The sequence below is a fragment of the Micromonospora sp. NPDC000121 genome, assembly GCF_042899165.1.
Taxonomy (GTDB): Bacteria; Actinomycetota; Actinomycetes; order Mycobacteriales; family Micromonosporaceae; genus Micromonospora.
This window is the reverse complement of record NZ_JBIAZP010000008.1, coordinates 144409-170205: the sequence shown is the minus strand read 5'-3', so window position 1 is coordinate 170205 and position 25797 is coordinate 144409. Positions and strand designations below refer to the sequence as shown.

Annotated in this window: 22 protein-coding genes; 9 read left to right on the top strand and 13 right to left on the bottom strand. The window is 75.0% G+C overall.

Going from position 1 to position 25797, the window contains the following annotated elements; genetic code table 11:
* The first annotated feature begins 78 nt into the window (after positions 1–78).
* On the top strand, positions 79–447 hold the full coding sequence (locus ACFY23_RS22760) for a hypothetical protein (RefSeq protein ID WP_350683501.1): 369 nt from the start codon (positions 79–81) through the stop codon (positions 445–447).
* A gap of 22 nt (positions 448–469) precedes the next feature.
* Here the strand turns inward: ACFY23_RS22760 and ACFY23_RS22755 are convergent, their stop codons facing one another.
* The 7 genes from ACFY23_RS22755 to lanKC form a co-directional block, all read right to left on the bottom strand.
* The gene (locus tag ACFY23_RS22755; RefSeq protein ID WP_350683503.1) at positions 470–832 is read right to left on the bottom strand and encodes a nuclear transport factor 2 family protein; all 363 of its coding nucleotides are present in this window, start codon (positions 830–832) and stop codon (positions 470–472) included.
* Between the two features lie 122 nt (positions 833–954).
* Positions 955–2745 (bottom strand): substrate-binding and VWA domain-containing protein, encoded by a 1791-nt coding sequence (locus tag ACFY23_RS22750; RefSeq protein ID WP_350683505.1) that lies wholly within the window; start codon positions 2743–2745, stop codon positions 955–957.
* Positions 2746–2825: 80 nt separating this feature from the next.
* A complete protein-coding gene (locus ACFY23_RS22745; protein ID WP_350683507.1) occupies positions 2826–4076 on the bottom strand; it encodes a protein kinase in 1251 nt (416 codons plus the stop codon).
* 313 nt (positions 4077–4389) lie between these two features.
* Positions 4390–6204 (bottom strand): ABC transporter ATP-binding protein, encoded by a 1815-nt coding sequence (locus tag ACFY23_RS22740; RefSeq protein WP_350819363.1) that lies wholly within the window; start codon positions 6202–6204, stop codon positions 4390–4392.
* On the bottom strand, positions 6201–7928 hold the full coding sequence (locus ACFY23_RS22735; protein WP_350819364.1) for an ABC transporter ATP-binding protein: 1728 nt from the start codon (positions 7926–7928) through the stop codon (positions 6201–6203). Before ACFY23_RS22735 ends, ACFY23_RS22740 begins: the two co-directional genes overlap by 4 nt.
* A gap of 73 nt (positions 7929–8001) precedes the next feature.
* On the bottom strand, positions 8002–8121 hold the full coding sequence (locus tag ACFY23_RS22730; RefSeq protein ID WP_350686827.1) for a SapB/AmfS family lanthipeptide: 120 nt from the start codon (positions 8119–8121) through the stop codon (positions 8002–8004).
* Between the two features lie 6 nt (positions 8122–8127).
* Positions 8128–10806: a class III lanthionine synthetase LanKC gene (lanKC, locus tag ACFY23_RS22725; protein ID WP_350686828.1), complete on the bottom strand. Its 2679-nt coding sequence runs from the start codon at positions 10804–10806 to the stop codon at positions 8128–8130.
* A 236-nt stretch (positions 10807–11042) separates the two neighbouring features.
* Here lanKC and ACFY23_RS22720 point away from each other — a divergent pair, with 236 nt between their 5' ends.
* Entirely contained in the window at positions 11043–11975 is a 933-nt protein-coding gene (locus ACFY23_RS22720; RefSeq protein ID WP_350686834.1) for a diacylglycerol kinase, read from the top strand.
* Between the two features lie 54 nt (positions 11976–12029).
* Here the strand turns inward: ACFY23_RS22720 and ACFY23_RS22715 are convergent, their stop codons facing one another.
* Positions 12030–12743, bottom strand: a complete 714-nt coding sequence (locus tag ACFY23_RS22715) for a TetR/AcrR family transcriptional regulator (protein WP_350686830.1) — start codon at positions 12741–12743, stop codon at positions 12030–12032.
* A 60-nt stretch (positions 12744–12803) separates the two neighbouring features.
* On the bottom strand, positions 12804–13499 hold the full coding sequence (locus tag ACFY23_RS22710) for an HAD-IA family hydrolase (RefSeq protein WP_350686836.1): 696 nt from the start codon (positions 13497–13499) through the stop codon (positions 12804–12806).
* 164 nt (positions 13500–13663) lie between these two features.
* Between ACFY23_RS22710 and ACFY23_RS22705 the strand changes: the two genes are divergently transcribed.
* A complete protein-coding gene (locus ACFY23_RS22705) occupies positions 13664–16513 on the top strand; it encodes a DEAD/DEAH box helicase (protein ID WP_350819365.1) in 2850 nt (949 codons plus the stop codon).
* Positions 16514–16755: 242 nt separating this feature from the next.
* Complete coding sequence (locus ACFY23_RS22700; RefSeq protein ID WP_350819367.1) at positions 16756–17640, top strand: MHYT domain-containing protein; 885 nt, start codon at positions 16756–16758, stop codon at positions 17638–17640.
* A gap of 179 nt (positions 17641–17819) precedes the next feature.
* Here the strand turns inward: ACFY23_RS22700 and ACFY23_RS22695 are convergent, their stop codons facing one another.
* On the bottom strand, positions 17820–18719 hold the full coding sequence (locus tag ACFY23_RS22695) for a 5'-3' exonuclease (protein ID WP_350819374.1): 900 nt from the start codon (positions 18717–18719) through the stop codon (positions 17820–17822).
* Between the two features lie 84 nt (positions 18720–18803).
* Positions 18804–19031 carry a hypothetical protein gene (locus ACFY23_RS22690; protein WP_350684635.1) on the bottom strand — a complete coding sequence of 76 codons (228 nt, stop codon included), beginning with the start codon at positions 19029–19031 and terminating at the stop codon, positions 18804–18806.
* Positions 19032–19145: 114 nt separating this feature from the next.
* Here ACFY23_RS22690 and ACFY23_RS22685 point away from each other — a divergent pair, with 114 nt between their 5' ends.
* The 4 genes from ACFY23_RS22685 (at position 19146) to ACFY23_RS22670 (ending at position 23161) form a co-directional block, all read left to right on the top strand.
* Complete coding sequence (locus ACFY23_RS22685) at positions 19146–20234, top strand: DUF4037 domain-containing protein (RefSeq protein WP_350684636.1); 1089 nt, start codon at positions 19146–19148, stop codon at positions 20232–20234.
* A gap of 69 nt (positions 20235–20303) precedes the next feature.
* Complete coding sequence (locus ACFY23_RS22680; protein ID WP_350684637.1) at positions 20304–21419, top strand: Xaa-Pro peptidase family protein; 1116 nt, start codon at positions 20304–20306, stop codon at positions 21417–21419.
* Positions 21416–22558 (top strand): acyl-CoA dehydrogenase family protein, encoded by a 1143-nt coding sequence (locus ACFY23_RS22675; protein ID WP_350684638.1) that lies wholly within the window; start codon positions 21416–21418, stop codon positions 22556–22558. Before ACFY23_RS22680 ends, ACFY23_RS22675 begins: the two co-directional genes overlap by 4 nt.
* Before the next feature lie 96 nt (positions 22559–22654).
* On the top strand, positions 22655–23161 hold the full coding sequence (locus tag ACFY23_RS22670) for an Lrp/AsnC family transcriptional regulator (protein WP_350684639.1): 507 nt from the start codon (positions 22655–22657) through the stop codon (positions 23159–23161).
* Here the strand turns inward: ACFY23_RS22670 and ACFY23_RS22665 are convergent.
* Complete coding sequence (locus ACFY23_RS22665; RefSeq protein WP_350684640.1) at positions 23091–23702, bottom strand: histidine phosphatase family protein; 612 nt, start codon at positions 23700–23702, stop codon at positions 23091–23093. The two genes, ACFY23_RS22670 and ACFY23_RS22665, sit on opposite strands and share 71 nt — an antisense overlap.
* Positions 23703–23875: 173 nt before the next feature.
* Here ACFY23_RS22665 and ACFY23_RS22660 point away from each other — a divergent pair, with 173 nt between their 5' ends.
* Positions 23876–24070 carry a CsbD family protein gene (locus ACFY23_RS22660; RefSeq protein WP_350684641.1) on the top strand — a complete coding sequence of 65 codons (195 nt, stop codon included), beginning with the start codon at positions 23876–23878 and terminating at the stop codon, positions 24068–24070.
* Between the two features lie 179 nt (positions 24071–24249).
* On the opposite strand, the gene ACFY23_RS22655 is transcribed toward ACFY23_RS22660, so the two are convergent.
* A complete protein-coding gene (locus ACFY23_RS22655) occupies positions 24250–25659 on the bottom strand; it encodes a lysine 2,3-aminomutase (protein ID WP_350684642.1) in 1410 nt (469 codons plus the stop codon).
* Between the last annotated feature and the right edge of the window lie 138 nt (positions 25660–25797).

Below are 25797 nucleotides of genomic sequence, written 5' to 3'. Positions count from 1 at the left end.
AGGAGGCGATGGACGAGTTTCGCCGGCGACAGTGAATTCCGCTGTCGCGGTGATGGCGCGGCTGCCTACCCTCGCACCGTGGCCAGGACCCGCAGGCGGAAGATTCGCGTCGACGATGCCGACTACCGATGGGCGGTCGGTTACGCCGACCCCGGTCACGTCGTCGTCAGGGTCTGGCGCATCGCGACCAGGCGGGGCAATCAGTTGGAGGTCCGGGTGGCCTTCGACGACCCGTGGCTCAACTTCGGGCCGATCATCACCGCGCCTTCGGACCGGGTGGCCGCGGCGTTCGCCCTGGCCCCGGTCACGCCGCAGTTGGTCGCGGGACTGATCCGGGCGGCGCTTGCCGCGGGCTGGCCGGCAGATGGTGACGGCGGGCAGTCGCGCTTCGTGCTCACCCGGGACCGTGAACGGCTGGAGTCCGTGTCCGGGCGACTGCCCAACTGACATGGACGGGACCTGGCCCGCGTCACATTGGTGCGAGCGTACTGAACTGGACTGATGCAAGCCGCCAGCCGTCTGTCTGCTGCACCCATACCTGACTGAACCGAACGCTCAAGGTCATGGGCTCGCCCAGCCACGTTGCCTCGACGCGCTGCACGCCATGGAGAATCGAAGTCCGGTCGTAGTGCCGGACGTTCGCGTCGGTGGTCTGGGAGCTGATGAGCCGAAAGTCGCCGTGGCGGGCGATCCACTGTGCCTTGGTCAAGACGAAACCGCGTTCACCGATGGAGACGAAGTCGTCGGCCAGCAGACGTTCCAGCCGGTCGGTGTCGGCATGCAGCTCGGCTTCGTCGAACTCTCGGGACAGTCGCAGGATGTCCTCAGCCACTGATGTTTTCTCTCTTGTAGAGGGGCCGCACACGTTGGTAGCAGGTTCGGCACGCACGGATTGCCGATACCCCATGCGGACGGCTGAAGGGCACGCCCTGCCCCGCCCGCGGCCGAGCAGACTCAGAAGCTGCTGACCAGCTTCACGAATGCCTCGTCGATCTTGGCGGGGTCGGTGGCGTCGAACGCCTTGCCAGACGACGCCTTGGCGATCCGGTCCAGCGTGACGAAGTCCGAGTCCCCGTCGAAGGCGATGCAGAAGATCTTGACCGGCCGCTCCGGGTCCAGGGCGACGTCGGCGAGCAGGCGGGCCAGGTCGTCGTCCCGGCGGTACTCGTTCTTGCCGTCGGTCAGCACGACGACCGCGTTGATCCGTTCCGGGTCGTACCGGTCGAGCAGTTGCCGGTGGGCGGCCCGGACCGTCGCGTAGAGCGCGGTGTCCCCCTCGACGTGCAGGCCGGCGATCCGGCTGTTGATCCGCTTCGGGTCGAAGTCGCCGAGCCGGACCTCCTCCCGGTACGGGCCGTCGGGCCGCTTCGACGTCTCGGAGGAGAACGACCAGAGGCCGACCCGGTCCTCGGAGTTGAGCAGCGCGAGCCCCTTGGCCGCCGCCGCCGAGGCGACCTGGAAGCGGGTGCTGTTGCCGACCGGGGCCTCCATCGACCCGGAGGTGTCCAGCGCGATCAGGATGTTGGCCTTCTTGCGCAGCGTGCTCCAGCCGCCCAGCATCGCCTCGACCACCGCCGGGTTCGGCGGCGCGAAGTAGGTCAGCCCGCTGGCCGGCTCGGCGCCGACGCTGGCGAGCAGCTCGGCCGAGGCCCGGCGTTCGTGGTCCCGGAAGCCAAGGCGGGCGAAGCTCTCCTGCTGGGTGTCCTGGGTCAGGAAGGCCAGGAAGTCGTCGGCCGCCGCGCGCTGCCGTTCGTCGGCGGAGGGAAGCACCACGAACGGGTGGTCCAGGTTGAAGGTGCCCTCCTTGGGGTGTACGGCCACCAGCGGGACCTTCGGCCGGCGGCCCCGCTCCTGGCCCTCCTGTCTCGGGCTCAGCCTGCCCTCGTTGTAGAGGTGGACCAGCTCCTCCTGCATGACGATGGCGCTCATGTCGTCCGTGCTGGCGCCGCCGCCGGCCAGGTCGGCCTCGGCGAGGTCGCGCAGCAGGTCCACCACGTCGTCGCTGTAGTGCGACACGTTGGCCTCGATCTGCCGGACGAACCGGGTCACCTTCGGGTCCGCCAGGTCGGACCGGGTCAGGTCGCTGGAGCGGTTCGCCGCGGCGTAGTAGGTGGCGATGGTCGCCGCCAGCCCGGAGGTGGAGAGGTTCGGGTTGTCCTTGCCGAAGGTGAAGCGGCCCCACTCCGGCTTGCCGAAGCTCGCCCACCCCTCCCGCCCGGAGAGGCCGAGGATCTGGCCCCAGCCCAGCGGCCCGCGCTGGCGTACCAGCTCGCCCTTGGGCTGCGGCATCGCGATGACCAACGGGCTGTTGGCGATCGACGGGTACTGCCCCGGGGTCTGTGGCGTCCGCCCGGCGGCCTGGTCGAGCAACCGGAGCTGACCGGTCCACAGGCTCGACGTCGGCAGCCAGACCTGCGGCTCCGGCAGGCCGGTGCCGCTCCAGCCGGCGGCCAGCGCCTCGGTGGCCTTGCCCGAGTTCAGGGCGCTGACATGCACCTGGGCGCAGCCGCCGCCGTCGAGCGACCGGTCGCTGCGGTTGTACCGTTCGGCCAGCTCGACCAGCAGCGCCGCCTTCTCGGTCGAGGAGTTGACGTCCAGTCTGGTGGCGCAGTCGGCCTGGGGCCGGTCGGTGCCTGCGTCACGCTGCCGGACCAGCACGAACGCCCCGGCGATGACCAGCAACCCGATGGTGACGGCGGCGGTGTACGGCAACCACTGCCGTGTGCGCGACGGGGCCTGGGCCATGGGGGGTCCTCCTCGGCGGTCAACTGATGGCAGTCAACCTATCTGTCCAGCGCCATCGGGACGGCTTCGGACCCCGCCTGTCAGAAGCGGTCGGAGCGGCCGTCGAGGGCCACCGCGACCAGCAGCCGGACCAGGTAAACCACGACGAAGGTGGTCGCCCCGACCGCTGCGGCCACGCCCACCGTGCTCGACGCGACGTAGCCGGCGGCCGCGCCGACCGAGCCGAGGACGATCGCAGTCGACACGCCCCAGGCGTCGACGGACTCACGGCGCAGCCGCCGCCCCCAGCCCTCGCCCGGGCGGGACGACGCGGCGGGCGTATCCGACGTTGATGCCGGAGGCTGGTCCGGCGGCGTCGGTCGGGCCTGCCTCGGTGCCACAGGTGTCGGCTGGGTTCGAGGCATCGCCGACGCGGGCAGCGGCTCGTTCGTCGTCAGCGCGCCGGCGGTGTCGTTACCCACCTGGAGCAGGGTGTCCTGGCGGACCCGACCGGTGACCCGTACGTCCTGCCCGAGCAGCCGGATCAGCACCTGCTCGGCCGTCGGCCGCTCCACCGGTTCCTTGGCCAGACACTCCCGGATCAGTTCCTCCAGGCCCGAGGAGAGCGGCGGCAGGTCGGGCGGGTCGTTCAGGACCCGGTGCATCACCGCGAAGATCGAGTCGTTGCCGAACGGCGGCCGGCCACTCGCGGCGAAGGCGATCGTGGCGGCCCAGGCGAAGACGTCGCAGGGCGGGCCGACCGCGTCGTTGCGGAACCGCTCCGGGGCCATGTACGCGGTGGTTCCCATCACCCGGCTGGTCACCGTCTCGGTGACTCCCAGCGCGCGGGCGATGCCGAAGTCGATCACCCGGGGTCCGTCCCGGCCGAGCACCACGTTGTCCGGCTTCAGGTCGCAGTGCACGACGTTGGAGCGGTGGATCGCGGCGAGCGCGGTGGCAGTGCCGACGGCGAGCCGGTGCAGCGCGTTGCCGTCGACCGCCCCGTGTTCGCGGACGTGCCGGTAGAGGGTCGGGCCCTCGATGAACTCACTGACCACGTAGGGCGTTTCGCCGTCCACCTCGGCGAAGAGCACCTGCGCCGTGCAGAACGGGGCGACTCGGCGTGCCGCAGCAATCTCCTTCATGAACTGCGACCGCGCTCGGGGGTCGCGCAGGTCAATATTGATCATCTTGACGGCGACCTGGTGGCCCTGGTTGTCCTCGCCGAGGTAGACCACTCCCTGCCCGCCGGCGCCCAGACGGCCGACCAGCCGATAGGGGCCGGCGGTGACTGGGTCGTGCGTCCACAGTGGGGTCATCCCCGGCACCGGTGCGCCGGCCAGTCCTGTCATCCCGACTCCATCAGCGTCGTGTCCCGACCACCCAGCGGAGGAGGACACCGAGTATGGTGCCATGCCTGCACAGCCGAGGCTGCCCGGTCGCCGGGCAGCGCGGCGGACATCGTGCCCGGTGCGGGCCGGAGGACAACGCCTCTGGCCCTTCGGAATCCAAGACGCGGACGAGCGGCGACGTCGGTTTGGCGCGAGGACGCTCGCGGAGGCGGCCTGTCAGCCCAGCCGGACGAAGGCGTCTGCCCACGACGGGTGGTTGAAGCTGTTGCCGGAGTCGGTGTGAAGCTCCTTCCTGCGTTGATTCGCCCGGGGGTCACGCGCGGGCGAGCGGCACGCGTGGCGGCGGTGCCTCGTCCTGCCAGTGGCCGACCAGCTCGCGGTACGTGGGGGAGCGGACCAGCAGCTCGTCGTGGGTGCCGAGGAGCGGCCGGTCGCCGTCGAACACCAGCACGCGGCGGGCCCGGGCCGCCGAGCTGATCCGGTGTGCGATCACCACCAGCGTGCCGGGGCGGCGGGCGAAGGCACGCTCGACGGTCGCCTCCAGCGTCGGGTCCAGGTGGCACGTCGCCTCGTCGAGGACGACCAGCGGCGCCGGGGCCAGGTAGGCCCGGACCGCGGCGACGAGCTGCCGTTCCCCGGCGGACAGGGCGGCGGGGTCGATCTCGGCGTCGAGCCCCCCGAGGCGGGTCACGAGGGGACGGGCGCCGAGGGCGTCCACGGCGGCCGTCACGGTCGCGTCGTCCACCTCGGGGTGCAGGTAGCGCAGGTTGTCGGCGAGGGTGCCGCTGCGCACGTACGCCTCCTGCGGCACCAGCACCCGCAGCCGGGCCAGCGCCTCGGGCGGGGTGGCGGCGACGGGCGTGCCGGCCAGGTGCACCGTGCCGGATTCCGGCGGCACCAGCCCGGCGGCCAGGGCGGCCAGCGTGGACTTGCCGGCGCCGCTGGGCCCCACCACCGCCAGGTGCTCGCCGTCGGCCACGGTCAGGGTGAGGTCCGCCAGGACGGGCCGGGCGTGCGGGCCGTACCGGAAGGTCAGCCCGCGCAGCCGAATCGCGGGCGGTGCGGCCACGGGGCGCGCCGCCGGGCCGGACACGGTGGGCGGGCGCGGGACCGGGCCGGGCACGGTGGGCGGGCGCGGGGCGGGGTCGGCGGCGGCGGGCCGGCGTGGGACCGGCCCGGGTGCCGGGCAGGCGCGCAGGATCCGGTCCAGGGTGACGGCGTAGCGCAGGCCGCCGCCGCCCACGCCCCGCACGACCGCGTGCAGGGCGGGTTGCAGGCCGGTGGTGACGTAGACCAGCGCGCCCAGCACGGCGCCGGTGCTCAGCCCGTGCCGCACCAGCCACGGCGCGGCCAGCACCAGCACCACCACCGGCAGCCAGCCGCCCAGCCCGAGGCTGAGGCTGCGCACCGCCGTCATCCGCGCGAGGGAACGCTCGGCGTCGGCCTGCGCCGAGACCCGCCGGCCGACCCCGGCCACGACCCGGTCCTGCGCGCCGCAGGCGACCACGTCGCGGTGCCCGGCCAGCGCGGACGCCGCCGACCGGCCGAGTTCCTCCCCGGCGGCCACCTGGGCCCGCTGGTGCGCCACCATCGCGGGCAGTGCCGCCCCGAACACGGCCAGCCCGACCAGCAGCGGCGCCGTCACCGCGCCGGCCAGCGGTGGCGCCAGGGCGAGTAGGCCGAGCAGCGCCGCGCCAGCGGTGAACAGGAACCCGCGCACCACCAGCAGCAGGCCGCCGAAGGTGTCCCGGACGACCTCCACCTGGTGGGTCAGCCGGGCCACGGCGGCGCTGTCCGGCCGGCTGTCGGGCCGGGTCGCGTCGCGCAGCGCGGCGTGCACCACCCTGGCCGCCAACTCGTCGCGGAACGGCTCCACCACGTCGCCGAGGCTGCGGTACACCCGCCCGGTGGCGGCCGCGCCGACCAGCACGGCCACGGCGAGCCCGGCGAGCCAGGCCAGGCCGGCGCCGAACTGGCCGGCCAGAAATCCCCGGTCGACCGCGCGGGCCACGAACAGCCCGCTGAGCAGCGCCGGCAGGGACTCGGCCACCGACCAGGCGGCGAGCCGGCCCAGCGCGCGGCGGCGGGCGCGCAGCGCCTCCCAGGTCGTGCCGCGTATGCCGCTCACCGGGCGTCACCGCCGGGCGCGAAGACCGCCCGGTAGTCCGGGTCGGCCCACAGCCGCCGGTGCGGCGCCACGGCCCGCAGCCGTCCGCCGTCGAGCCAGGCGACCAGGTCGGCCGCCGCCGCCGTCGTCGCGCGGTGGGTCACCACGAGTCGGGTACGACCCTCGGCGCCGTCGGCCACCGCCCGGGCGATCCGGTGTTCGGTGGCGGTGTCCAGGCTGGACGTCGCGTCGTCCAGGATCAGCAGCCGCTCGGCGGGGAACGCGCGGGCCAGCCCCAGCCGCTGCGCCTCGCCCCCGGACAGCGGCGCGTCCACCAGCCGGGTGCGGAACCCGTCGGGCAGCCGGGCGACGACGTCGGCGACCTGCGCAGCCCGCGCCGCGGCTAGCACGGCCGGCGTGGCCGGGGCGCCGCCGGCGGGCGGGCGCGCCGAGCCGTCGGGCAGGGCGAGCCCGATCGCGTCGTGCACCGTCTCGCCGACCAGGGTCGGGCGGTCGAAGGCGTGCCCGACGGCCCGGCGCAGCGCGGCGGGGCGCAACCGGCGCAGCGGCACCCCGTCGAGCAGCACGTCGCCGGAGTCCGGGTCGTACAGCCGGCCGGCCACCGCGGCGAGGGTCGACTTGCCGGCGCCGGAGCGCCCGACGACGGCCACCGTGGCGCCGGCCGGCACGGTCAGGTCGACCCCGTCGAGGACCGCCGTGCCGTCCTCGGCGCGCACGTCGACGGCCCGCAGGCGCAGCTCGCCCCGGCCGGGCGGCAGCGGTTCGGCGCCGTCGCGGCGCACCGGGTGGGCCAGCGGCTCGGCGATCCGGCCGGCCGCGGCGCGGCTGCGGACCAGCCGGTTGAGGGTGGCCAGCACCGCGCCCAGCCCGGCGCCGAGGGCCGCGTACTGCACCGCGGCGACCAGTTGACCGGGCGTGAGCCAGCCGACGGTGAGCGCGTACCCGCCGGCGGCCACCACGGCCACCTGGAGCAGCGGCCCCGCGGCGGCGGTGCGGGCGCTCGCCCGGGCCAGCAGCCGCCAGCCGAGCAGGCCGTACCCGCGCAGTTCCGGCAGGGCCGCCAGCACCCGCTCGCGTTCCCGGTCGACGGTCGCGGCGGCGGCGATGGTGCGGGCGCCGCCCAGCGCCTCCAGCAGCCGGCCGGCGATGGCGCCCAGCACCCGCTGGTACCCGCCGACGGCGGCGGAGGCGTCGGTGACGAACGCGCGCATGAGCACCGCGAGCAGGGCCAGCCCGCCGAGGAGGGTGACGCCGAGCAGCGGCTCGATCAGGGTGAGCGCCACGACGCTGCCGACCGGGGGGAGCAGCGCGACGACGCCCAGCACCACGGCGGCGCCGGCCTGCCCGGCGTCGGCGGCCTGGCCGACGAGCCGCCCGACCAGGTCGCCCACCGGGTACCGGCGGACGGTGCGCACGTCGGTGGCGAACAGGTGGCGCAGCAGGCGCCGGCGCAGCAGGGCGGTGGCGCGGGCCGCGCCGTACCCGCCGGCCAGGTCGCCGAGGACGTCGGTGGCCACGAGGACGGCGACCAGGGCGCAGGCGGCGGCGGGCCACCAGGAGCCGTGGCCGCCGACGGCGGCGTCGACGGCGAGCCCGAGCGTCGCGGGAAGCGCCAGTTCGGCGGCCGCGCCGGTGAGCGCGACCGCCCCGAGCAGGACCGTCCAGCCGCCGCCGTCGCGGACCACCCGGCGCAGCAGCCGGTCGGGGCCGCTCAGCGTCCGCATCGGACCTCCCGGAAAGGACGTGCGGCCCTGGGCAGGTACGTCTACCCGCCCAGGGCCTCGCGTGGTGACCCGGTCAGTTGCAGGTCGTGATGGACAGCGAGCTGTCGCCGCAGAGCAGCAGGCTCGCGTTGCTGCCGCCGCCGGTGCGGTCGGCGGGGGCCATCTCCAGGCCCTGGAGGTCGAGGAGCGCCATGTCGTGTCACCTCCTTCCGTGCTGGTCGGTGGGGTCGGTCGCCCTCGCGTCGGCGAGGGGGTCGGGGGCGCCCGTCAGGGGCGCGAGGAACGGCAGGGACGCCGGCGCGTCGTGCCGCGCGGCGGCCAGCGCCAGCAGCACGCCGGCCGTGCCGGTGCCGAGGTCCATGGACAGCCGCAGCAGCTGCTCGCCGGGGAACGCGGTCCCGTCCCGGTACGGCAGGGCGTGCCACGCCAACCGCCGCACCTGGGCGTCCCGCTCGCGGCGTCGATCCGGGTCGTCCGGGTACGCCGCGAGGTAGGCGACGATGCCGGCGCGACCGGCGAACAGGCCCGACTGCGCGTAGAACGGGGACCGGGCGGCGCGGCGCACACCGGCGCTGGCCTCGGCGAACCGCTCGTCGGCGCGGTGCCGCAGATACTGGTCGAGCACGAGCCCGATGCCGACGCTGCCCTGCCCGAGGTAGGGCATGGTGCGCCAGCCCTCGTTGACCTCCAGCGCGCCGCCGGGGCGCACCACACAGCGGCGCAGGTCCTGACGCAGGGCGGTGGCGGCGTGCTCCAGCAGGGTGGGGTCGCCGGTCAGCTCGTGCAGCCGCACCAGCAGCAGCGCCGGCCCGGTCCGGCCCCGCAGCAGCCCGGCGTACGGGTGACGCCCGCCGCTGACGTCCGGCCCCGGGTCGTCGGCGAGCTGGTCGACGACCCGCTCGGCGGCCCGCCAGGCGGCCTCGCGCAGCGCCGTCTCGCCGGTGCGCCCGGCCAGCTCGGCGAGGTTGAGCGCGATCCCGGACAGGCCACTGGCCAGGCTGTGGTCCAACCCGTCGAACGGCTGCCGCAGACAGATGTCGAGCACGTCGAGGGCGTCCTGCCGGCGGCCGAGCAACTCCAGGGCGTACGCGACGCCGTGCAGGCCGTCGTAGAAGCCGCACCGGGTGCCGGCGGCGGGCGCCGTGGCCCGGCGTACGAGCCACCGCTCGTGGTCGGGCCGGCGCCCGGCGCCGCTGACGTGCAGGGCGTACAGGACCCCGGCGGCGCCGTGGGCGAGGTTGAGCCCACCGCTGCGGAACTGCTCGATGTCGCCGGGGAAGAGCCGGTCGTCCCGGTCGGGCGTCGCGCTGGCGAGGATCGCCCGGGCGAGCCGGTCGCGGTCGGCCGGCCGGACGCCGACGGTGAGGTCGGCCACCGGTCCGCCGGCCCGTTCGTCGGCCGCCGCGCCGGCTGTGGTGCCTGCTGTGGCGCCGGTCGTCGTGCCGGCCGTGGTGCCTGCTGTGGCGCCGGCGAGGGTGCCGGTGATCTCCGCGACGGCGGCGTCGAGGAGGTCCCTCGGCACCGGGAAGTGGGCGGCGACCACGTCGGCGAGGTGCGCGGCCTTGGCCGGCGCCAGCCGGACCAGCTGGGTCAGCGGCAGGAACAGCGCCAGCCGCAGGCAGGCCAGGGCGTACCGGTCGACGGCGGGACCGGTGCGGTCCCGGGGCGCGGCGAAGCCCTGGTTGCGCAGGCCCGGCCGGCGGTGCCCCTCGATCGGGGCGGCGACCTCGAAGTCCACCAACGCGATCCGGTCGTCGGGGCGGACCATGACGTTGAACAGGTGCAGGTCGCCGTAGACGAGGCCGCGCTCGTGGATGGCCAGCACGACCTCCTCGACCTGCCGGTGGACGTCCAGCGCCCACCGGGTGTAGTCGGCGCGGTCGGCGTCCGTGGCGTCGGCGTCGATCAGCGGGTACCGGTCGACCAGCACCTTGTTCAGCGCGCGGCCCTCGATGAACTCCAGCGCGAGGAAGTGGTGCTCGCCGAGGGTGAACTCGTCGTGCACCCGGGGCACCTGCGGCAGGTCGGCGAGGCGGCGCAGCGCCTCGGCCTCGCGGGCCAGCCGGGCGACGGCGTCGGTGCCGTCGGCGTCCAGGCCGGCGTGCGGCCGGGCCTCCTTCAGCACCACCTGGGTGTCGGTGCGCAGGTCCCGTCCGACGTAGAGGCCGCCGCCGTTGGAGAAGTGGATGACCTTCTCAATCCGGTACGGCACCTCGTCGGTGCTGGTGGCGTTGCGGGCGGCCAGGTGCGGGCCGAGGAAGTCGGGCACCGTCACCCAGGACGGCACGTGGAAGACGGGGTCGCGGCGGTCGGGCACGAGGGTGCCGGTGTCATCCTCGATCGCCGGGACGACCTGACCGTCGGGCGAGTGGCAGTAGCGGGCCGCGAAGCCGCCGTAGCGCACGTACACGGGGCCGGCGCCGTGGCGCAGGTCGCTGAGGATGTACGGGCCGGGTTCGCCGGCGAGCAGTTCGTCCAGCTCCTTGCAGACCAGCTCCAGTTCCGCGTCGTCACGGGGGTAGACGGTGACGAACTTGCCGCTGGCCCCGCGGGAGGCGTACTTGGAGTTGCGCAGCAGCAGGGTGCGCGGGCCGCGGAGGAACTTGAACGACAGCCCCCGCGGGACGCAGTAGTCCCAGACGGCGTCCAGCACCCGCTCGGCGTTGGCCAGGGTCGCCGACACGTGGATCTTCCAGCCCTGCTGGGGCAGCGTGGCGCGCTCCGGGGCGTAGATGAGCCAGTCGTCGAGCGGCTCCGAGCGCCAGCCGTCGGGCACGGGCCGCCGGGCCGCGGCGAAGGTGGGCTGGTCGACCGCGCTGCCGGGCGAGTCGTAGAACAGCGGGTCGGCGGCGCAGTAGCTGTCGTAGCGATCGTCCACCGTGCCCGCTCCCTCCGCTGTTCGGTCCATCACCCGGCCCTGCCGGTTGAGATGAGTCTGTCCGTTCGGGCCATGGCGGATCCAGTGTGATCAGTCATGAAGGCGAATGCGTGCCGCACGGCCGGCCGTGACAAATGTCAGTTGCGCCCGGGACGCTCGCCCGTCCGGCCGGGGTGGCGGGCCGCGTCGCCGTCGCCGGGGCGGGCGGCGCGACCGTCCTGGTGGGTGGCGGTACGGTGCTCGCCGTGACCGCAGACGACCACCCCTCCGCCGCCGGCGGACCCGTCGCCGTGCTGGCCAACCCGACCGCCGGTCGTGGTCGGCGCCGGGGACTGCTGCCGCAGGTCCTGCACCGGCTCGCGGCCGCCGGTCGGCCGGTGCGCCTGCTGCACGCGCACACCGCCGAGGAGGCCGAGGCGGCCTGCCGCGCGGCGGTCGGCGACGGCGCGTCCGCTTTGGTGGCGGTGGGCGGCGACGGCACGGTGCACCGCGCGTTGCAGGCGCTCGCCGGCACGGCGGTGCCGTTCGGTCCGGTGCCGGCCGGCACCGGCAACGACTTCGCGGTCGACACCGGCTTCCCGGCCGACCCGCTCGCCGCCGCCGACGTGATCGCGGCGGCGCTGCGCGACGGCCGCACCCGCCCGGTCGACCTGGCGCGGCTGACGGGAGCCGACGGCGCGCGCCGCTGGTACGGCGCGGTGCTCGCGGCCGGCTTCGACGCGATCGTCAACGAGCGCGCCAACCAGATGCGCTGGCCGCGCGGGCCGCGCCGCTACGACCTGGCGATCCTGGTGGAGCTGGCCCGGCTGCGCCCGCGCCGCTACACGCTGCGGCTCGACGGGGTGGCGCACGAGGTGGACGCCGTGCTGGTGGCGGTGGGCAACTGCGCCAGCTACGGCGGCGGCATGCGGATCTGCCCCGACGCCGACCCCGCCGACGGGCTGCTCGACGTGGTGGTGGGCGGCCGGTTCGACCGGCGCACCCTGATGCGGGTCAAGCCGCGCATCTACCGGGGCACCCACGTGGCGCACCCGCTGGTGCGCAGCTACCGCGCCCGCACGGTCGAGTTGGCCGCCGAGGGCATCACCACGTACGCCGACGGCGAGCGGGCGCTGGACCTCCCGGTGACCGTCACCGCCGTTCCGGCCGCCGTCCACCTGCTCCGCTGACACCCGTCCCGGATCGCCTCACCCGGCGCGTGGGGCGCCGGAGGCTGGTGTGGGTCAGGGAGCGGGGGTGCGGATGATGCGGTCCAGCCACTCGGCGAGCAGGGCGCGCTCGGCCGGGGAGAGGTCGGCGGCCAGCCCGTCGAGGGCGGCGCGCAGCGCCACCGCGTGCCGGACCGGGTTGCCGGCCCGGGAGGTCGCCCGGGCGGCGGGGGAGTCGGTGACCAGCGCGGCGAGCACCGCCTCCCGGGTGCGGGTCGACAGGGCGGGGTCGCGCTGCGGCGGCGGGGTCCGGATCAGGGCGAGGGTCACCCCGCAGGCGGCGGCGTGCAGCATCTCGGTGGCCCCGTCGACGTCGGCGCGCAGCCGACCCGCCTCGGCGACCCGGTGTACGAGCTGGCGCAGGATGTCGGCCGCGACCCGGGCCGCGGTGGGGGTCTCGCCGGGGCGCGGGTCGCCGTACATCAGGGCGTGGCAGGCCGGGTTGGCCACGCCGAAGCCGACGTGCAGGTCCCAGCCGCGCCGCAGGTCGTCGACCGGGTCGCCGGCGAGGTCCCGGGACGCCTCGGCGTGCAGGTACGCGGCGAACCCGTAGCTGGCCGCCGCGTCCAGCAGGCCCCGCATGTCGCCGAACTGCCGGTAGATGGTCGGCGCCTGCACCCCGGCCGCCCGGCTCACCGCGCGGGTCGAGACCGCCTCCCGGCCGCCCTCGGCGAGCAGGGCGGCGGCGGCCCGGACGATCCGGTCCCGTGGCGACGTCTCGGTGATCATGACAACGACGATAACGCCCTCATGTTAGCGACGGTGGTTAACGCTGCTGTCGGCGTGCCGTTAGCGGTGCTCGTCGACGCCGGCCACGTCCAGCACGGCGCCCAGGCCGTTGGCGCGCCCCGCCTCGGCGGCCGGCAGCACCAGCACCCCGCACCCGGCCGCGACCGCCCCCGCGTCGGCCGGGGTGTCGCCCACCATCAGCGCGCGCTCCGGGTCGACGCCGAGCATCCCGCAGGCGCGCAGGAAGATCCCCGGGTCCGGCTTGCAGCGCCCGACCTCGTACGACAGGGCGAAGGCGTCGACCAGGTCGGCCAGCCCCCACGCCGCGAAGATCGGCCGGATGTCGAAGCCGATGTTGCTGACCACGGCCACCGGGACGCCCGCGGCGCGCAGGGCGGCCAGGGTCGGCGCGGTGTCCGGGTACGGCACCCAGCCGTCGGGCACCAGCACCCGCTCGTAGAGCGCCTCGGCGAAGCCCTCGATGCCCGCGTCGACCGTCTCGGCGAGCCCTGTGTAGGCGCCGCGGTGGGCGTGCGGGTAGAGGTCCCGGTCGGCCCACAGCTCGGCCAGCCGGGGCGGCACCCGGGCCGGCAGGGGACCTCCCGCCCGGCCCGCCGTCAGCAGCCGGTCGGCCAGCGCGGTGGCCCGCATCCGCTCCAGCGTCACCCCGCAGGAGGCCGCGGCGGCCAGCACCCACTCGCGGGGCTCCTCCACCTGGGCCAGCGTGCCGTGGAAGTCGAACAGGACCGCCTCCACGGGGCGGCGGGACGGGCCCGAGGAGACGGCGTCGTCGGCCCCGGGTGAGGCGTGGGGCGGTTCGGCATGGTCCGGCACGCCGTGCACCCTACCGACCGCCCCCGACCCCGCTGTCGGTTGGCCTTGTCACGTGGCCGCCGTCGGCACGCATTAATCTTGAGGACATGTCGAGCCCCGCCGAGCGGTACGCCGCGGCGCGCCGCCGGGCCGCGCAGGCCTCACAGTTCCCGGCGCTGGACGAGTTCGCCCTCGATCTGGGGTTCGATCTCGACGACTTCCAGCGGGAGGCGTGCCAGGCGCTGGAGCGGGGCAGCGGCGTGCTCGTCTGCGCCCCCACCGGCGCCGGCAAGACGGTGGTCGGCGAGTTCGCCGTACACCTGGCGCTGCGCGGCGCGCCGAGGCCCGAGGCCGGCGGTCCCGGCGGCGCGGGCGAGGAGGTGGTGCCCGCGGCGGGCGGCGAGGCCGCTCCGGCCCCGGCCGCGCCCCCGCGGCGCAAGTGCTTCTACACCACCCCGATCAAGGCGCTGTCGAACCAGAAGTACCACGACCTGGTCGACCGCTACGGCGCCGAGCAGGTCGGGTTGCTCACGGGCGACAACGCCATCAACGGCGACGCCCCGGTGGTGGTGATGACCACCGAGGTGCTGCGCAACATGCTCTACGCCGGCTCGGCCACCCTCGAGGGCCTGGCCTACGTGGTGATGGACGAGGTGCACTACCTCGCCGACCGGTTCCGCGGCGGGGTCTGGGAAGAGGTGATCATCCACCTGCCCGCGTCCGTCACCCTGGTCTCCCTCTCGGCCACCGTGTCCAACGCCGAGGAGTTCGCCGACTGGCTGGTCACCGTGCGCGGCGAGACCGCCGTGGTGGTCAGCGAGCACCGCCCGGTGCCGCTGTGGCAGCACATGCTGGTCGGCAAGCGGATGTTCGACCTGTTCCACGACGCCGACGCGGCCCGCAAGCACGACGTGCACCCGGAGCTGCTGCGCTACACCCGGGACACCATGCGCCGGCTGGAGCTGGGCGAGGGGCGCAGCGCCGGCCCGGGCGGCGGGCGGCGCGGGCCACGCTGGCGCGGGCCGATGCGCCCCGACATCGTCGACCGGCTGGACCGGGAGGGGCTGCTGCCGGCGATCCTGTTCATCTTCAGCCGCGCCGGCTGCGCCGCCGCGGTGCAGCAGTGCCTCGCCGCCGGGCTGCGGCTCACCTCGCCAGAGGAGCGGGCGGAGATCCGCCGGGTCGTCGAGTCCCGGGTCACCGCGATCCCCGGCGAGGACCTGTCGGTGCTCGGCTACTGGGAGTGGCTCGACGGCCTCGAACGCGGCCTGGCCGCCCACCACGCCGGCATGCTGCCGGTGTTCAAGGAGGTCGTCGAGGAGTTGTTCGTCCGGGGCCTGGTGAAGGCGGTCTTCGCCACCGAGACGCTCGCCCTGGGCATCAACATGCCGGCCCGCTGCGTGGTGCTCGAGCGCCTGGTCAAGTACAACGGCGAGGCGCACGTCGACCTGACGCCGGGGGAGTACACCCAGCTCACCGGCCGTGCCGGCCGGCGCGGGATCGACGTCGAGGGGCACGCCGTCGTCGTCTGGTCCCCGGAGACCGACCCCCGGCACGTCGCCGGCCTCGCCTCCACCCGCACCTACCCGCTGCGGTCCAGCTTCCGGCCCTCGTACAACATGGCGGTCAACCTGGTGGGCACGGTCGGCGCGGAGCCGGCCCGGGCGCTGCTGGAGTCCTCGTTCGCGCAGTTCCAGGCGGACCGGTCCGTGGTCGGCCTGGCCCGCCAGGTGCAGCGCAACACCGAGACCATCGAGGCGTACGGCGTGGAGGCCGCCTGCCACCACGGCGACTTCGACGAGTACTTCGCCCTGCGGGTCGCCATCGCCGACCGGGAACGGGCCATCGCCCGGCAGGGGCAGACCCAGCGCAAGGCCGCCGCGGTGGCCTCGCTGGAGCGGCTGCGCGTCGGCGACGTGATCCGGGTGCCGTCGGGCCGGCGGGCCGGGCTGGCGGTCGTGCTCGACCCGGCCACCGGCGGCTTCGGTGAGCCCCGGCCGCTGGTGCTCACCCAGGACCGCTGGGCCGGCCGGGTGAGCCCCGGCGACTTCACCACCCCCGCCGAGGTGCTGGCGCGGATCCGGGTGCCGAAGCACTTCAACCACCGGTCGCCGGCCGCCCGACGCGACCTGGCCGCCGAGGTCAGCGGCACCGGGCTGGACCGGCACGGCGGGCGCCGGGGCGGCCGCTCCCGGCAGGCCGTCGGCGAGGACCACCGGCTCAGCCAGCTCCGCGGCGAGCTGCGTCGCCACCCCTGCCACGCCTGCCCGGACCGGGAGGAGCACGCCCGCTGGGCGGAGCGGCGTCGCCGCCTGGAGAAGGACACGGAGGAACTGCGGCAGCGGGTGGCCGGCCGGACCGGTTCGCTGGCCCGTACGTTCGACCGGATCGTCGCGCTGCTCACCGCCCGTGGCTACCTCGCGCCCGACGGCGCGGTGACGGACGCCGGCCGGATGCTCGGCCGGATCTGGACGGAGGCCGACCTGCTGGTCGCGGAGTGCCTGCGCCGGGGGGTGTGGGACGGCCTCTCCCCGGCCGAACTCGCCGCCGCCGTGTCGGTGGTCGTCTTCGAGGCCCGCCGCGACGTCGACGAGCGGGCGTCGCTGCCGCGCGGCCCCGTCGCCGAGGCGGTCGACGAGACGCTCAAGCTCTGGAGCGAGATCGAGGCCGACGAGGCGGCCCGCGGCCTGGCCGTGACGCGCGAGCCGGACCTCGGCTTCGCCTGGCCGATCTACCGTTGGGCCCGCGGCGAGGCACTGGCGAAGGTGCTCGCCAGCGGCCACGAGATCGACGGGGAGATGCCGGCCGGCGACTTCGTCCGGTGGGCCCGGCAGGTGGTCGACCTGCTCGGCCAGCTCGCCGACTCCGGCGGCGCGTCGACGGAGCTGAGGTCCACCGCCCGGCAGGCCATCGCCGCCGTCAACCGGGGCGTGCTGGCCTATCACGCCCCGGCCTGACCGTCACCCTCCGGCCGAATTACCACGTCTCGGCCTGACCGTCACCCTCCGACCGGCTGCACCCCTCGGCCCGGCCGTCACTGTCCGCGACCGGATGTCGAAGGTCGGCACGTCGCACGGTCATCGCGACGGCACCCGCCCGGATGGTGCCGGGGGATGCCATTGTGCCTGATGAGAACGTCCCGGATCATGTCGTCCGGCGCGAACGACGCGCCGGTAACTCTCTTTCGGGAAAGGTCGCCGTGGCGGAGGTCAATCACTTTGAGTACGGGTGGATCACTCCCGCGCTCAGCTACGCGCTCTCGGTGCTCGGCTCGGCCCTGGGCCTGATCTGCGCGGGCCGGATCCGCACCGCCGGCAGCGCGGGCCAGCGCGCCTGGTGGGGCACCCTGGCGGCCTGGGCGATCGGCGGCACCGCCATCTGGACCATGCACTTCATGGCGATGCTCGGCTTCGCCGTGGAGGGCACCCGGATCCGGTACGACGTGCCGATCACCGTGGCCAGCGCGCTGATCGCGGTGGTCGCCGTCGGTATCGGCCTGGCCATCGTCGGCACCGGGCGGCTGTCGGCCGTGCGGCTGCTGGCCGGGGGCCTGTTCACCGGCGCCGGGGTCGCCGCGATGCACTACACGGGCATGGCGGCGATGCGGCTCGACGGCCGCGTCGGCTACGACCCCACCCGCGTCGTGCTGTCGATCGTGATCGCGGTGGTCGCGGCCACGGTGGCGCTCTGGCTGGCGGTGACCACCCGCCGGGCGCTGGCGGTCGTCGCCTCGGCGCTGGTGATGGGCGTCGCGGTCAACGGCATGCACTTCACCGGGATGAGCGCCGTCTCCGTGCACCTGCACGCCGGGCAGGGCGAGGTCACGGGTGCCGGGTTCAGCACCCTGTTGGTGCCGATCGTCCTCGCGGTGGTCTTCGGGGTGGTCGGGTTGGTCTACGCGCTGCTCGCCGCGCCCACCGACGAGGACCGGGCCGCGGCGGCGTACCTGGACGCGCGGCGCAGCGCCGAGCCGGCCGGCGCGCCCGCGACGGCGGCGCCCGACCCCGTGGGGCTGCGGGCCCGCTCGACGCCCGCCCGGGCGGGCACCCCGTTCCCGTCCCGCCGGGACAATCCGCCGCGCTGAACCGCGCTCGCCCTCCCGGCCGCGACCGCGGCCGGGGGGGCGATGGTCGCGGGGCCGCGCGACGCCCGGGTGGCGTGGGCGGCCCCGCTGCCCGGGCGGGCGTGGGGCCGCCCCGCCGCCTGGGCCCGGTCGAGCTGTCCGACCCACCGGCCGGGTGCGTACCGCCCGGCCGGCGTGGGCTACGCGCGCTGGGCGAGGGCGTCGACGAGGCGGCGCGCCGAGCCGGCCAGGTTCCACGTGCCGGCCAGCTCCAGCAGCCGGTCGGGGTCGGCCGGGGCGTCCGGCAGCGCGGTGGCCAGCTCGGGCAGCGGCACGTCGAGGGCGACCCGGACCACCTTCGGCGCGACGGCCAGGTAGTCCCGCGCGGCGGCGAGCTTGGTCCGCAGGCCGGGGGCGAAGCCGGAGCCCGGCTCGTCCAGGGCGGCCAGGATGCCCGCGATGTCGCCGTAGCGCTCCACGAGCCGGGCAGCCGTCTTCTCGCCGACGCCCGGCACCCCGGGCAGCCCGTCGCTCGGGTCGCCCCGCAGGGCGGCGAAGTCGGCGTACCGGGCGGCCGGCACCCCGTAGCGGGACCGTACGGCGGCGTCGTCGCAGTCCTCCAGCTTGGCCACGCCCCGCCCGACGTAGAGCAGCCGCACCGGCCGGGCGTCGTCGACGAGCTGGAACAGGTCCCGGTCGCCGGAGACCACCTCGACCGGCGCCGGCTGGGTCACCGACAGCGTGCCGAGCACGTCGTCGGCCTCGTAGCCGCCCGCGCCGACGTGGGTGATACCGACGGCGTCGAGCACCTCCAGGATCAGCGGCACCTGTGGGCTGAGCGTGTCGGGCACCACCTCGCCGCCCTCGGGGGCCAGCCGGTGCGCCTTGTACGACGGCAGCAGCGCGACGCGCCACTCGGGTCGCCAGTCGTGGTCCATGGCGCAGACCATCCGGTCCGGCCGGCGGGTGCGGATCAGGGTCGCCAGCATGTCGAGGAAGCCGCGCACCGCGTTGACCGGGCTGCCGTCGGCGGCGCGGGCCGCGGACTCGGGGATGCCGAAGAATGCCCGGAAGTAGAGGCTGGGCGCGTCGATGAGCATGATCGGGGGTCGCTGTGCCACGCCCGACAGCCTGGCACACCCCACCGACGATCGGGAGTACGGCGCGGGCGGACGGCCCGGCGGTCAGCGACGTTCGTCGCCGGAGTAGAGCGTCTCGCGGCGGGCCACGTACTGCACGGCGTAGCTCGCGACCAGCAGCGCGACCGCGACCGCCACCTCGATCCAGGCCGCCGTGCCGTCGGCGATCGTCAGGCCGACGACCAGCAGCGCCAGGCCGGCCACCGCGAGGATCCCGGACCAGAGCAGCCGGCGGCGGCGCGCCGCGGCGCGGTCCTGGTCGTTCGGTGCCACGGCTGTCGGTCCTCTCCGTCGGCGAGGCGCTCGCGGCTCCAGGCTATCGGCGCGGCCGGCCGGGCGCGCCGGAAACCGTGCTGCGGGCGTGCCCGGGTGCGCAGACTGGCCGGTGTGACGTTCCTTCCCGGTCTGACGCTCTGCCGACAGTTCCACGACGAGGTGCTCGCGCCGATCCTGCGCCGGCGCTTTCCCGGCCTGCGCTACGCGGCCGGCCTGCTCGACGGCGGCTCGGAGCTGCTCGGGCTGGACACCGCGCGCTCCACCGACCACGACTGGGGGCCGCGGGCGCAGCTCTTCGTGGCGGCGGCGGACGCGTGGCGGATCCCGCGGCTGCACGCCGCGCTCGACGCCGACCTGCCGGCCGACTTCCTCGGCTGGCCGACCCGGTTCACCGGCCACGGCCGCCTCGGCGTGGTCGACCCGGCGGGCGTCCGGCACGGGGTGAAGATCGACGAGTTGGGTGGCTGGTGGCGCGACCGGCTCGGCTTCGACCCGGCCGCCGGGGTCACCACGGCGGACTGGCTGGCCACCCCGACCCAGCGGCTGGCCGAGGCCACCGGCGGCGAGGTCTTCCACGACGGCCTCGACGGGGCGCTCACCGGCGCGCGGGCCGCGCTGCGGTGGTACCCGGACGACGTGTGGCGGCACGTGCTCGCCGCCGGGTGGACCCGCGTCGCCCAGGCGGAACACCTGCCCGGCCGCTGCGCCGAGGTCGGCGACGACGTCGGCAGCCGGGTGGTCGCCGCCGGGCTGGCCCGGGACGTGATGCGGCTCGGCCTGCTGCTGCGCCGCCGCTGGCCGCCGTACGACAAGTGGCTGGGCACGGTCTTCGGCCGACTGCCCGGCGCCGGACCCGTGGTCGCGGCCCTGGCCGACGCGCTGGGCCCGGGCGACTGGCCGAGCCGGGAGGACGGGCTGGTCCGGGCGCTGGAGACCGTCGCCGCCTGGACCGACGACACGGGGCTGGCCGCGCCGGTGCGCGCCCGGCCGCGTCCCTTCCACCGCCGGCCCTTCCTGGTCCTGGACGCCGGCCGGGTCGCCGCCGCGCTGCACGCCGCCGTCACCGACCCGGCCCTGCAGGGGCGGCCGCCGGTCGGCGCGATCGACCAGTACGTCCACAACGTGGACCTGCTGACCCACGCCGACCGGGCCCGGCGGCTGGCCGGCGCGTTGTCCATCGTGCCGGACGGGTCGGGCTGAGCGCGGCGTCGACCCGTCAGCGGCCGGGCGGGCTGGGTCGGTCCCCGAACGACCGTTAAGCTGACCGGTGTGGGACCCGAGGAGCTCTACCCGCCGCAGCGGCTGGCCGCCGCGCAGCGCGCCACCGCCGCCGCCGGGCTGGACGCGCTGCTGCTCAGCCCCGGCTCAGACCTGCGTTACCTGACCGGCTACGACGCGCACGCCGGCGAGCGGCTGACCTGCCTGGTGCTGCCCGCCGAGGGCGCGCCGACGCTGATCGTGCCCACCCTGGAGCGGCCGGCCGCCGAGGCGTCCCCCGCCCCGGCCACCGGCGTGCGGATCGTCGACCACGCCGACGGCACGGACCCGTACCCCCTCGTCACCGCCGCCCTCGGCGGGCCGGTGGCGGCGGTCGGGCTGGCCGACCGGATGTGGGCCGAGCAGGTCCTCGCCCTGCGCGCGGCGCTGCCCGGCGCCACCCAGCGCCTCGCCTCCGAGGTGCTACGCGAGCTGCGCATCCGCAAGTCCCCGGCGGAGGTCGCGGCGCTGGCCGAGGCGGGCGCGGCGATCGACGCGGTGCACGGGCGGATGGGGGAGTGGCTGCGGCCGGGGCGCACCGAGACGGAGGTCGCCGCCGACATCGCCGCGGCGATCCGGACCGCCGGCCACGTCACCGTCGACTTCGTGATCGTCGCCGCCGGCCCGAACGGCGCCAGCCCGCACCACGGCACCTCCGACCGGCCGATCGGGGCGGGCGAGCCGGTGGTGGTGGACATCGGCGGCACGATGCCCTCGGGCTACCGCTCCGACTGCACCCGCACCTACGTCGCCGGCGGCCCGCCGCCGGCCGAGTTCGCCGACTACTACGAGGTGCTGCGCGCCGCGCAGGCGGCGGCGGTAGCTGCGGTCCGCCCCGGGGTGACCGCCGAGGCCGTCGACGCCGCCGCACGCGAGCCGATCGCCGCCGCCGGCCACGGCGCGGCGTTCCTGCACCGCACCGGCCACGGCATCGGCCTGGACGGCCACGAGGAGCCGTACGTGGTGGCCGGCAACGCCCGCCCGCTGGAGGCGGGGATGGCGTTCTCCGTCGAACCGGGCATCTACCTGGCGGGCCGGCACGGCGCCCGCATCGAGGACATCGTCGTCTGCGCCACGGACGGCGTGCAACGGCTCAACACCACCCCCACGGAGCTCATCGCGCTATGACTGTCGACCGCATCCTCCCCACCGACGAGGCCCACGACCTGCTAGACCTCGCCACCGAACTCGCCGACCGGGAGCTGGCCCCGAAGGCGGCCGGGTTCGAGGAGCGCGCCGAGTTCCCCCGCGAGGTGCTGCGCACCCTCGGCCGGGCGGGCCTGCTCGGCCTGCCGTACGCCGAGGAGCACGGCGGCGCCGCCCAGCCGTACGAGGTCTACCTCCAGGTGCTGGAGATCCTGGCCAGCCGCTGGCTCGCGGTCGCCGAGGCGGTCAGCGTGCACACCCTGTCCTGCCACCCGCTCGCCCAGTTCGGCACCGACGAGCAGCGCAAGCTGCTGCCGGACATGGTCGGCGGGGAGCTGCTCGGCGCGTACTGCCTCTCGGAGCCGCAGGGCGGCTCGGACGCGGCCAGCCTGACCACGAAGGCGGTGCGTGACGGCGACGCCTACGTGGTCACCGGCACCAAGGCGTGGATCACCCATGCCCGGGTCGCGGACTTCTACAACATCTTCTGCCGCACCGGCGGGCCCGGCCCGAAGGGCATCTCCTGCCTGCTGGCCGACCGGGGCACGCCGGGCATCGTCCCGCAGGCGGCCGAGCGGACGATGGGGCTGCACGCCTCGCCGGTGGCGCAGGTCGCCTTCGACGACGCCCGGGTGCCGGCCGAGCGGCTCATCGGCGGGGAGGGGATGGGTTTCACCATCGCCATGTCCGCCCTGGACTCGGGGCGCCTCGGCATCGCGGCCTGCGCGGTGGGGCTGGCCCAGGCGGCGCTGGACTACGCGGTGGGGTACGCGAAGGAGCGGCAGCAGTTCGGCCGGGCGATCATCGACTTCCAGGGGCTGGGCTTCACCCTCGCCGACCTCGCCACCCAGATCTCCGCCGCCCGGGCGCTGATGCTCTCCGCGGCCCGGCTGCGCGACGCCGGCCGGCCGTACTCGATCGAGGCGGCGAAGGCGAAGCTGTTCGCCACCGACGTGGCGATGCGGGTCACCACCGACGCGGTGCAGGTGCTCGGCGGAGCCGGCTACGTGACCGACCACCCGGTGGAGCGCTACATGCGCGAGGCCAAGGTGCTGCAGATCGTCGAGGGCACCAACCAGATCCAGCGGCTGGTCATCTCCCGGGCGCTCGCGAAGGGCTGACGGTGTGCCCTCTCACCGGCGCGGCGCGTACGCCGCGTCGCGCCGGTGAGGGGTGCGTCGTCGCAGCCGGGCGGATTTCCCGGTAGGTTGCACGCCGTGGAGGAGATCGACCGCGCCATCGTCGCCGCGCTGACCGCTGACGGTCGGCTGTCGTACACGGATCTGGCGGAGAAGGTGGGCCTGTCGGTGTCCGCGGTGCACCAGCGGGTGCGCCGGCTGGAGCAGCGCGGCGTGATCAAGGGGTACGCCGCCCGGGTCTCCTTCGAGGCGCTGGACCTGCCGCTGACCGCGTTCGTGGCGATCCGGCCGTTCGACCCGTCCCAGCCGGACGACGCCCCGGAGCGCCTGGCCCACCTGCCGGAGATCGACTCGTGCTACTCGGTGGCGGGGGAGGACTTCTACCTGCTGCTGGTGCGGGTGGCCAGCCCGACCGACCTGGAGCGGGTGCTCCAGGAGATCCGGACGGCGGCGAACGTCACCACCCGCACGACGGTGGTGCTGTCGACGCCGTACGAGAACCGGCCGCCGAAGATCAGTGCCGAGCCCCAGGCTCGGGGGCGTTCCCGCTCGACGGGGGAACCGGCTGGTTCCACCGCAGGATGACCCGCCGGCCGTGCTCGTGGCCGAGCACGCTGACGGTGGCGGTGTCCAGCCGCAGCAGCCCGCCGGCCGAGGGTGGCAGCCCGACCCAGCGGGCGCCGAGCACCCGCAGGCTGTGGGCGTGCCCGACGAGGGCCACGGTGCCCCGGTCGAGCAGCGGGTGGACCCGGGCCAGCACCCGGTCGATCCGCTCGCCGACCTCGCTGGGGGACTCCCCGCCGGGGCAGCCGTCCGACCACAGGTTCCAGCTCGGGTGGTCGTCGTGGATGTCGGCGGTGGTGCGGCCCTCGTAGTCGCCGTAGTGCCACTCGGCGAGGTCGTCGTCGGTGCCGGTGACGGGGAGGCCGGCGAGTTGCGCGGTGTGCAGCGCCCGGACGCGGGGGCTGGTGAGGACGGCGGCGACGTGCCGGCCGGCGAGGAACCCGCCGAGGGCGTGGGCCTGGCGCTCGCCGTCGGGGGTGAGCGGCAGGTCGGTGTACGAGGTGTGCCGGCGGCTCGCGCTCCAGGTCGTCTCGCCGTGGCGGATCAGCAGGATCTCTCCCATTCGCCCAGTCAACCAGACGACCCATCGTCCCCGTTTCACCTAGTGTCCTAGGATACCTTAGCGGGTGTGCGGCCCACCACACGACGCGCCCACGTTTCCACCGACCATGTACGGGCACGCAGGCAGACGAGGGCACGGAGGGCCCGGCCCGGCGCAGGAGCAGGGGAGGCGACGTGAGCTTCACCGACAAGGCGAAGAACAAGGTCGAGCAGCTGACCGGCGCGGCCAAGGAGCGGATCGGTGACGTCACCGACAACGAGCGGATGCGGGGCGAGGGCGCCATGCAGCAGAGCGACGCGCGTGCCCGGCAGGCCGGTGAGCGCACGAAAGGCGCCGGCCGCGACGTGAAGGACGCCTTCAACCGGTGACATGTGCGCCACGGCGGCCCCCGGCGTATCTGCCGGGGGCCGCCGTGGCGTTCCAGGGACGGGTGGGATGCGGCGCTTTCCGTGGCGTACCGGGTGCGCGGAGGCGCGCCGTCGTGGGTCGGAAACACGTCACCCCCGGGCCGGTGGTGCGGCTCCGGGGGTGACGGGGTGCGGGCGGGTCAGTCCTCGATGCGGTGGTCGGCCCACCACTTCTGCCCGGTCTCGGGCAGGGTGTCGATCGGGTCGTAGTAGGCGTAGCGCTTGTTGAGCGCCTCGGCGTCGGCGGACTCGATGGAGGTGCGGTAGTTCTTGGTCCAGTAGGAGATGCCGCGCTCGCGGTCGTACTCGGTGAGCATGTGCACCCAGCGCTTGCCGACGAAGGGGACGTCGCAGACGATGCGCGGGGTGGCGTAGCCGGGCAGGTAGCCCATGATGTCGTGCTGGAGCTGCTGGGCGTGCCAGACGGGGACCCGCCAGTGCTCGGCGTTGGGGATCATGTCGCACATGTAGAAGTAGTACGGCAGGATGCCCGCCTCGCCCTGGAGGGCGAAGCAGAGGTCGAGCAGGTCGGGGGCGGTGGCGTTGACGCCGCGCATGAGCACGCCCTGGTTGCGGACGTCGCGTACGCCGACGTCGAGGGCGGTCTGGGCGGCCCTGGCGACCAGCGGGGTGAGCGACTGGGCGTGGTTGACGTGGGTGTGGATGGCCAGGTTGACGCCGCGGCGGGCGGCGGTGCGGGCGACGCGTTCGAGGCCCTCGACGACGTCGGGCTGGAGCCAGTGCTGGGGCAGGCCCATGAGCGCCTTGGTGGCGAGCCGGATGTCGCGGATGGTCTCGATCTCGAGCAGCCGCATCAGGTACGACTCGAGGTTCTTCCAGGGGACGTTGGCCACGTCGCCGCCGGAGACGACGACGTCACGGACGCCGGGGTGGGCCTTGAGGTAGCTGATGTGGGCGTCGTAGCGGTCGACGGGCTTGAGGGTGAGCTTGAGCTTGTCGACGGTGGGGGTGGAGTTGCCGACGAGGTCCATGCGGGTGCAGTGGCCGCAGTACTGCGGGCAGGTGGAGAGCAGTTCGGCGAGGACCTTGGTGGGGTAGCGGTGGGTGAGGCCCTCGGCGACCCACATGTCGTGTTCGTGCAGGGAGTCGCGGCTGGCGTAGGGGTGGGAGGGCCAGTCGGTGCGCCGGTCGGAGGCGACGGGGATCATGTAGCGCCGGATGGGGTCGGCGAGGAACGCCTCGGTGGTCATCGGGGCGAACGGGACCATGGTGTTGAGCATCTGCGGCGGCACCAGCATGGACATGGTGGCCAGGGCCTTCTGGTCGGCCTCGAGGTCGGCGTAGAAGGTCTCGTCGACGAGGTCGCCGAGGACGGTGCGCAGCTGCTTGATGTTCTTGACGCAGTTGACGCGCTGCCACTGGGCGTTCTCCCACTGGTCGCGGGTGACGTGGCGCCAGCCGGGGAAGCGGGTCCAGTCGGGTTCGACGAGAGGCGCGCGGCGGTATTCGTAGGGCTGTCCGGCGGTGGGGACCGCGACCGGCGCGGGGCGGGACGCTGGGATGGTCTCCACCGGTTGTGTCTGGGTCACGGCCCCTCCTCGGGTGGTGCGGTTGATCTGCGGTCCGAAGGCTACTGGAAAATATCCGGTGAAGAAATTAGTCTGCCGGAAGTTTTCCCGCTACGCGAGCCCTGGCCGGGGCTTCGGGCGGCTTGACAGGGGGTGGTC

What these genes read in the sequence shown, in the direction of transcription:
- ACFY23_RS22745 (WP_350683507.1), bottom strand. Translation starts at nt 4,076, where the DNA reads ATGACAGGACTGGCCGGCGCACCGGTGCCGGGGATGACCCCACTGTGG.
- ACFY23_RS22695 (WP_350819374.1), bottom strand. Translation starts at nt 18,719, where the DNA reads ATGCTCATCGACGCGCCCAGCCTCTACTTCCGGGCATTCTTCGGCATC.
- ACFY23_RS22750 (WP_350683505.1), bottom strand. Translation starts at nt 2,745, where the DNA reads ATGGCCCAGGCCCCGTCGCGCACACGGCAGTGGTTGCCGTACACCGCC.
- ACFY23_RS22665 (WP_350684640.1), bottom strand. Translation starts at nt 23,702, where the DNA reads ATGGGAGAGATCCTGCTGATCCGCCACGGCGAGACGACCTGGAGCGCG.
- ACFY23_RS22705 (WP_350819365.1), top strand. Translation starts at nt 13,664, where the DNA reads ATGTCGAGCCCCGCCGAGCGGTACGCCGCGGCGCGCCGCCGGGCCGCG.
- ACFY23_RS22715 (WP_350686830.1), bottom strand. Translation starts at nt 12,743, where the DNA reads ATGATCACCGAGACGTCGCCACGGGACCGGATCGTCCGGGCCGCCGCC.
- ACFY23_RS22730 (WP_350686827.1), bottom strand. Translation starts at nt 8,121, where the DNA reads ATGGCGCTCCTCGACCTCCAGGGCCTGGAGATGGCCCCCGCCGACCGC.
- ACFY23_RS22735 (WP_350819364.1), bottom strand. Translation starts at nt 7,928, where the DNA reads ATGCGGACGCTGAGCGGCCCCGACCGGCTGCTGCGCCGGGTGGTCCGC.
- ACFY23_RS22675 (WP_350684638.1), top strand. Translation starts at nt 21,416, where the DNA reads ATGACTGTCGACCGCATCCTCCCCACCGACGAGGCCCACGACCTGCTA.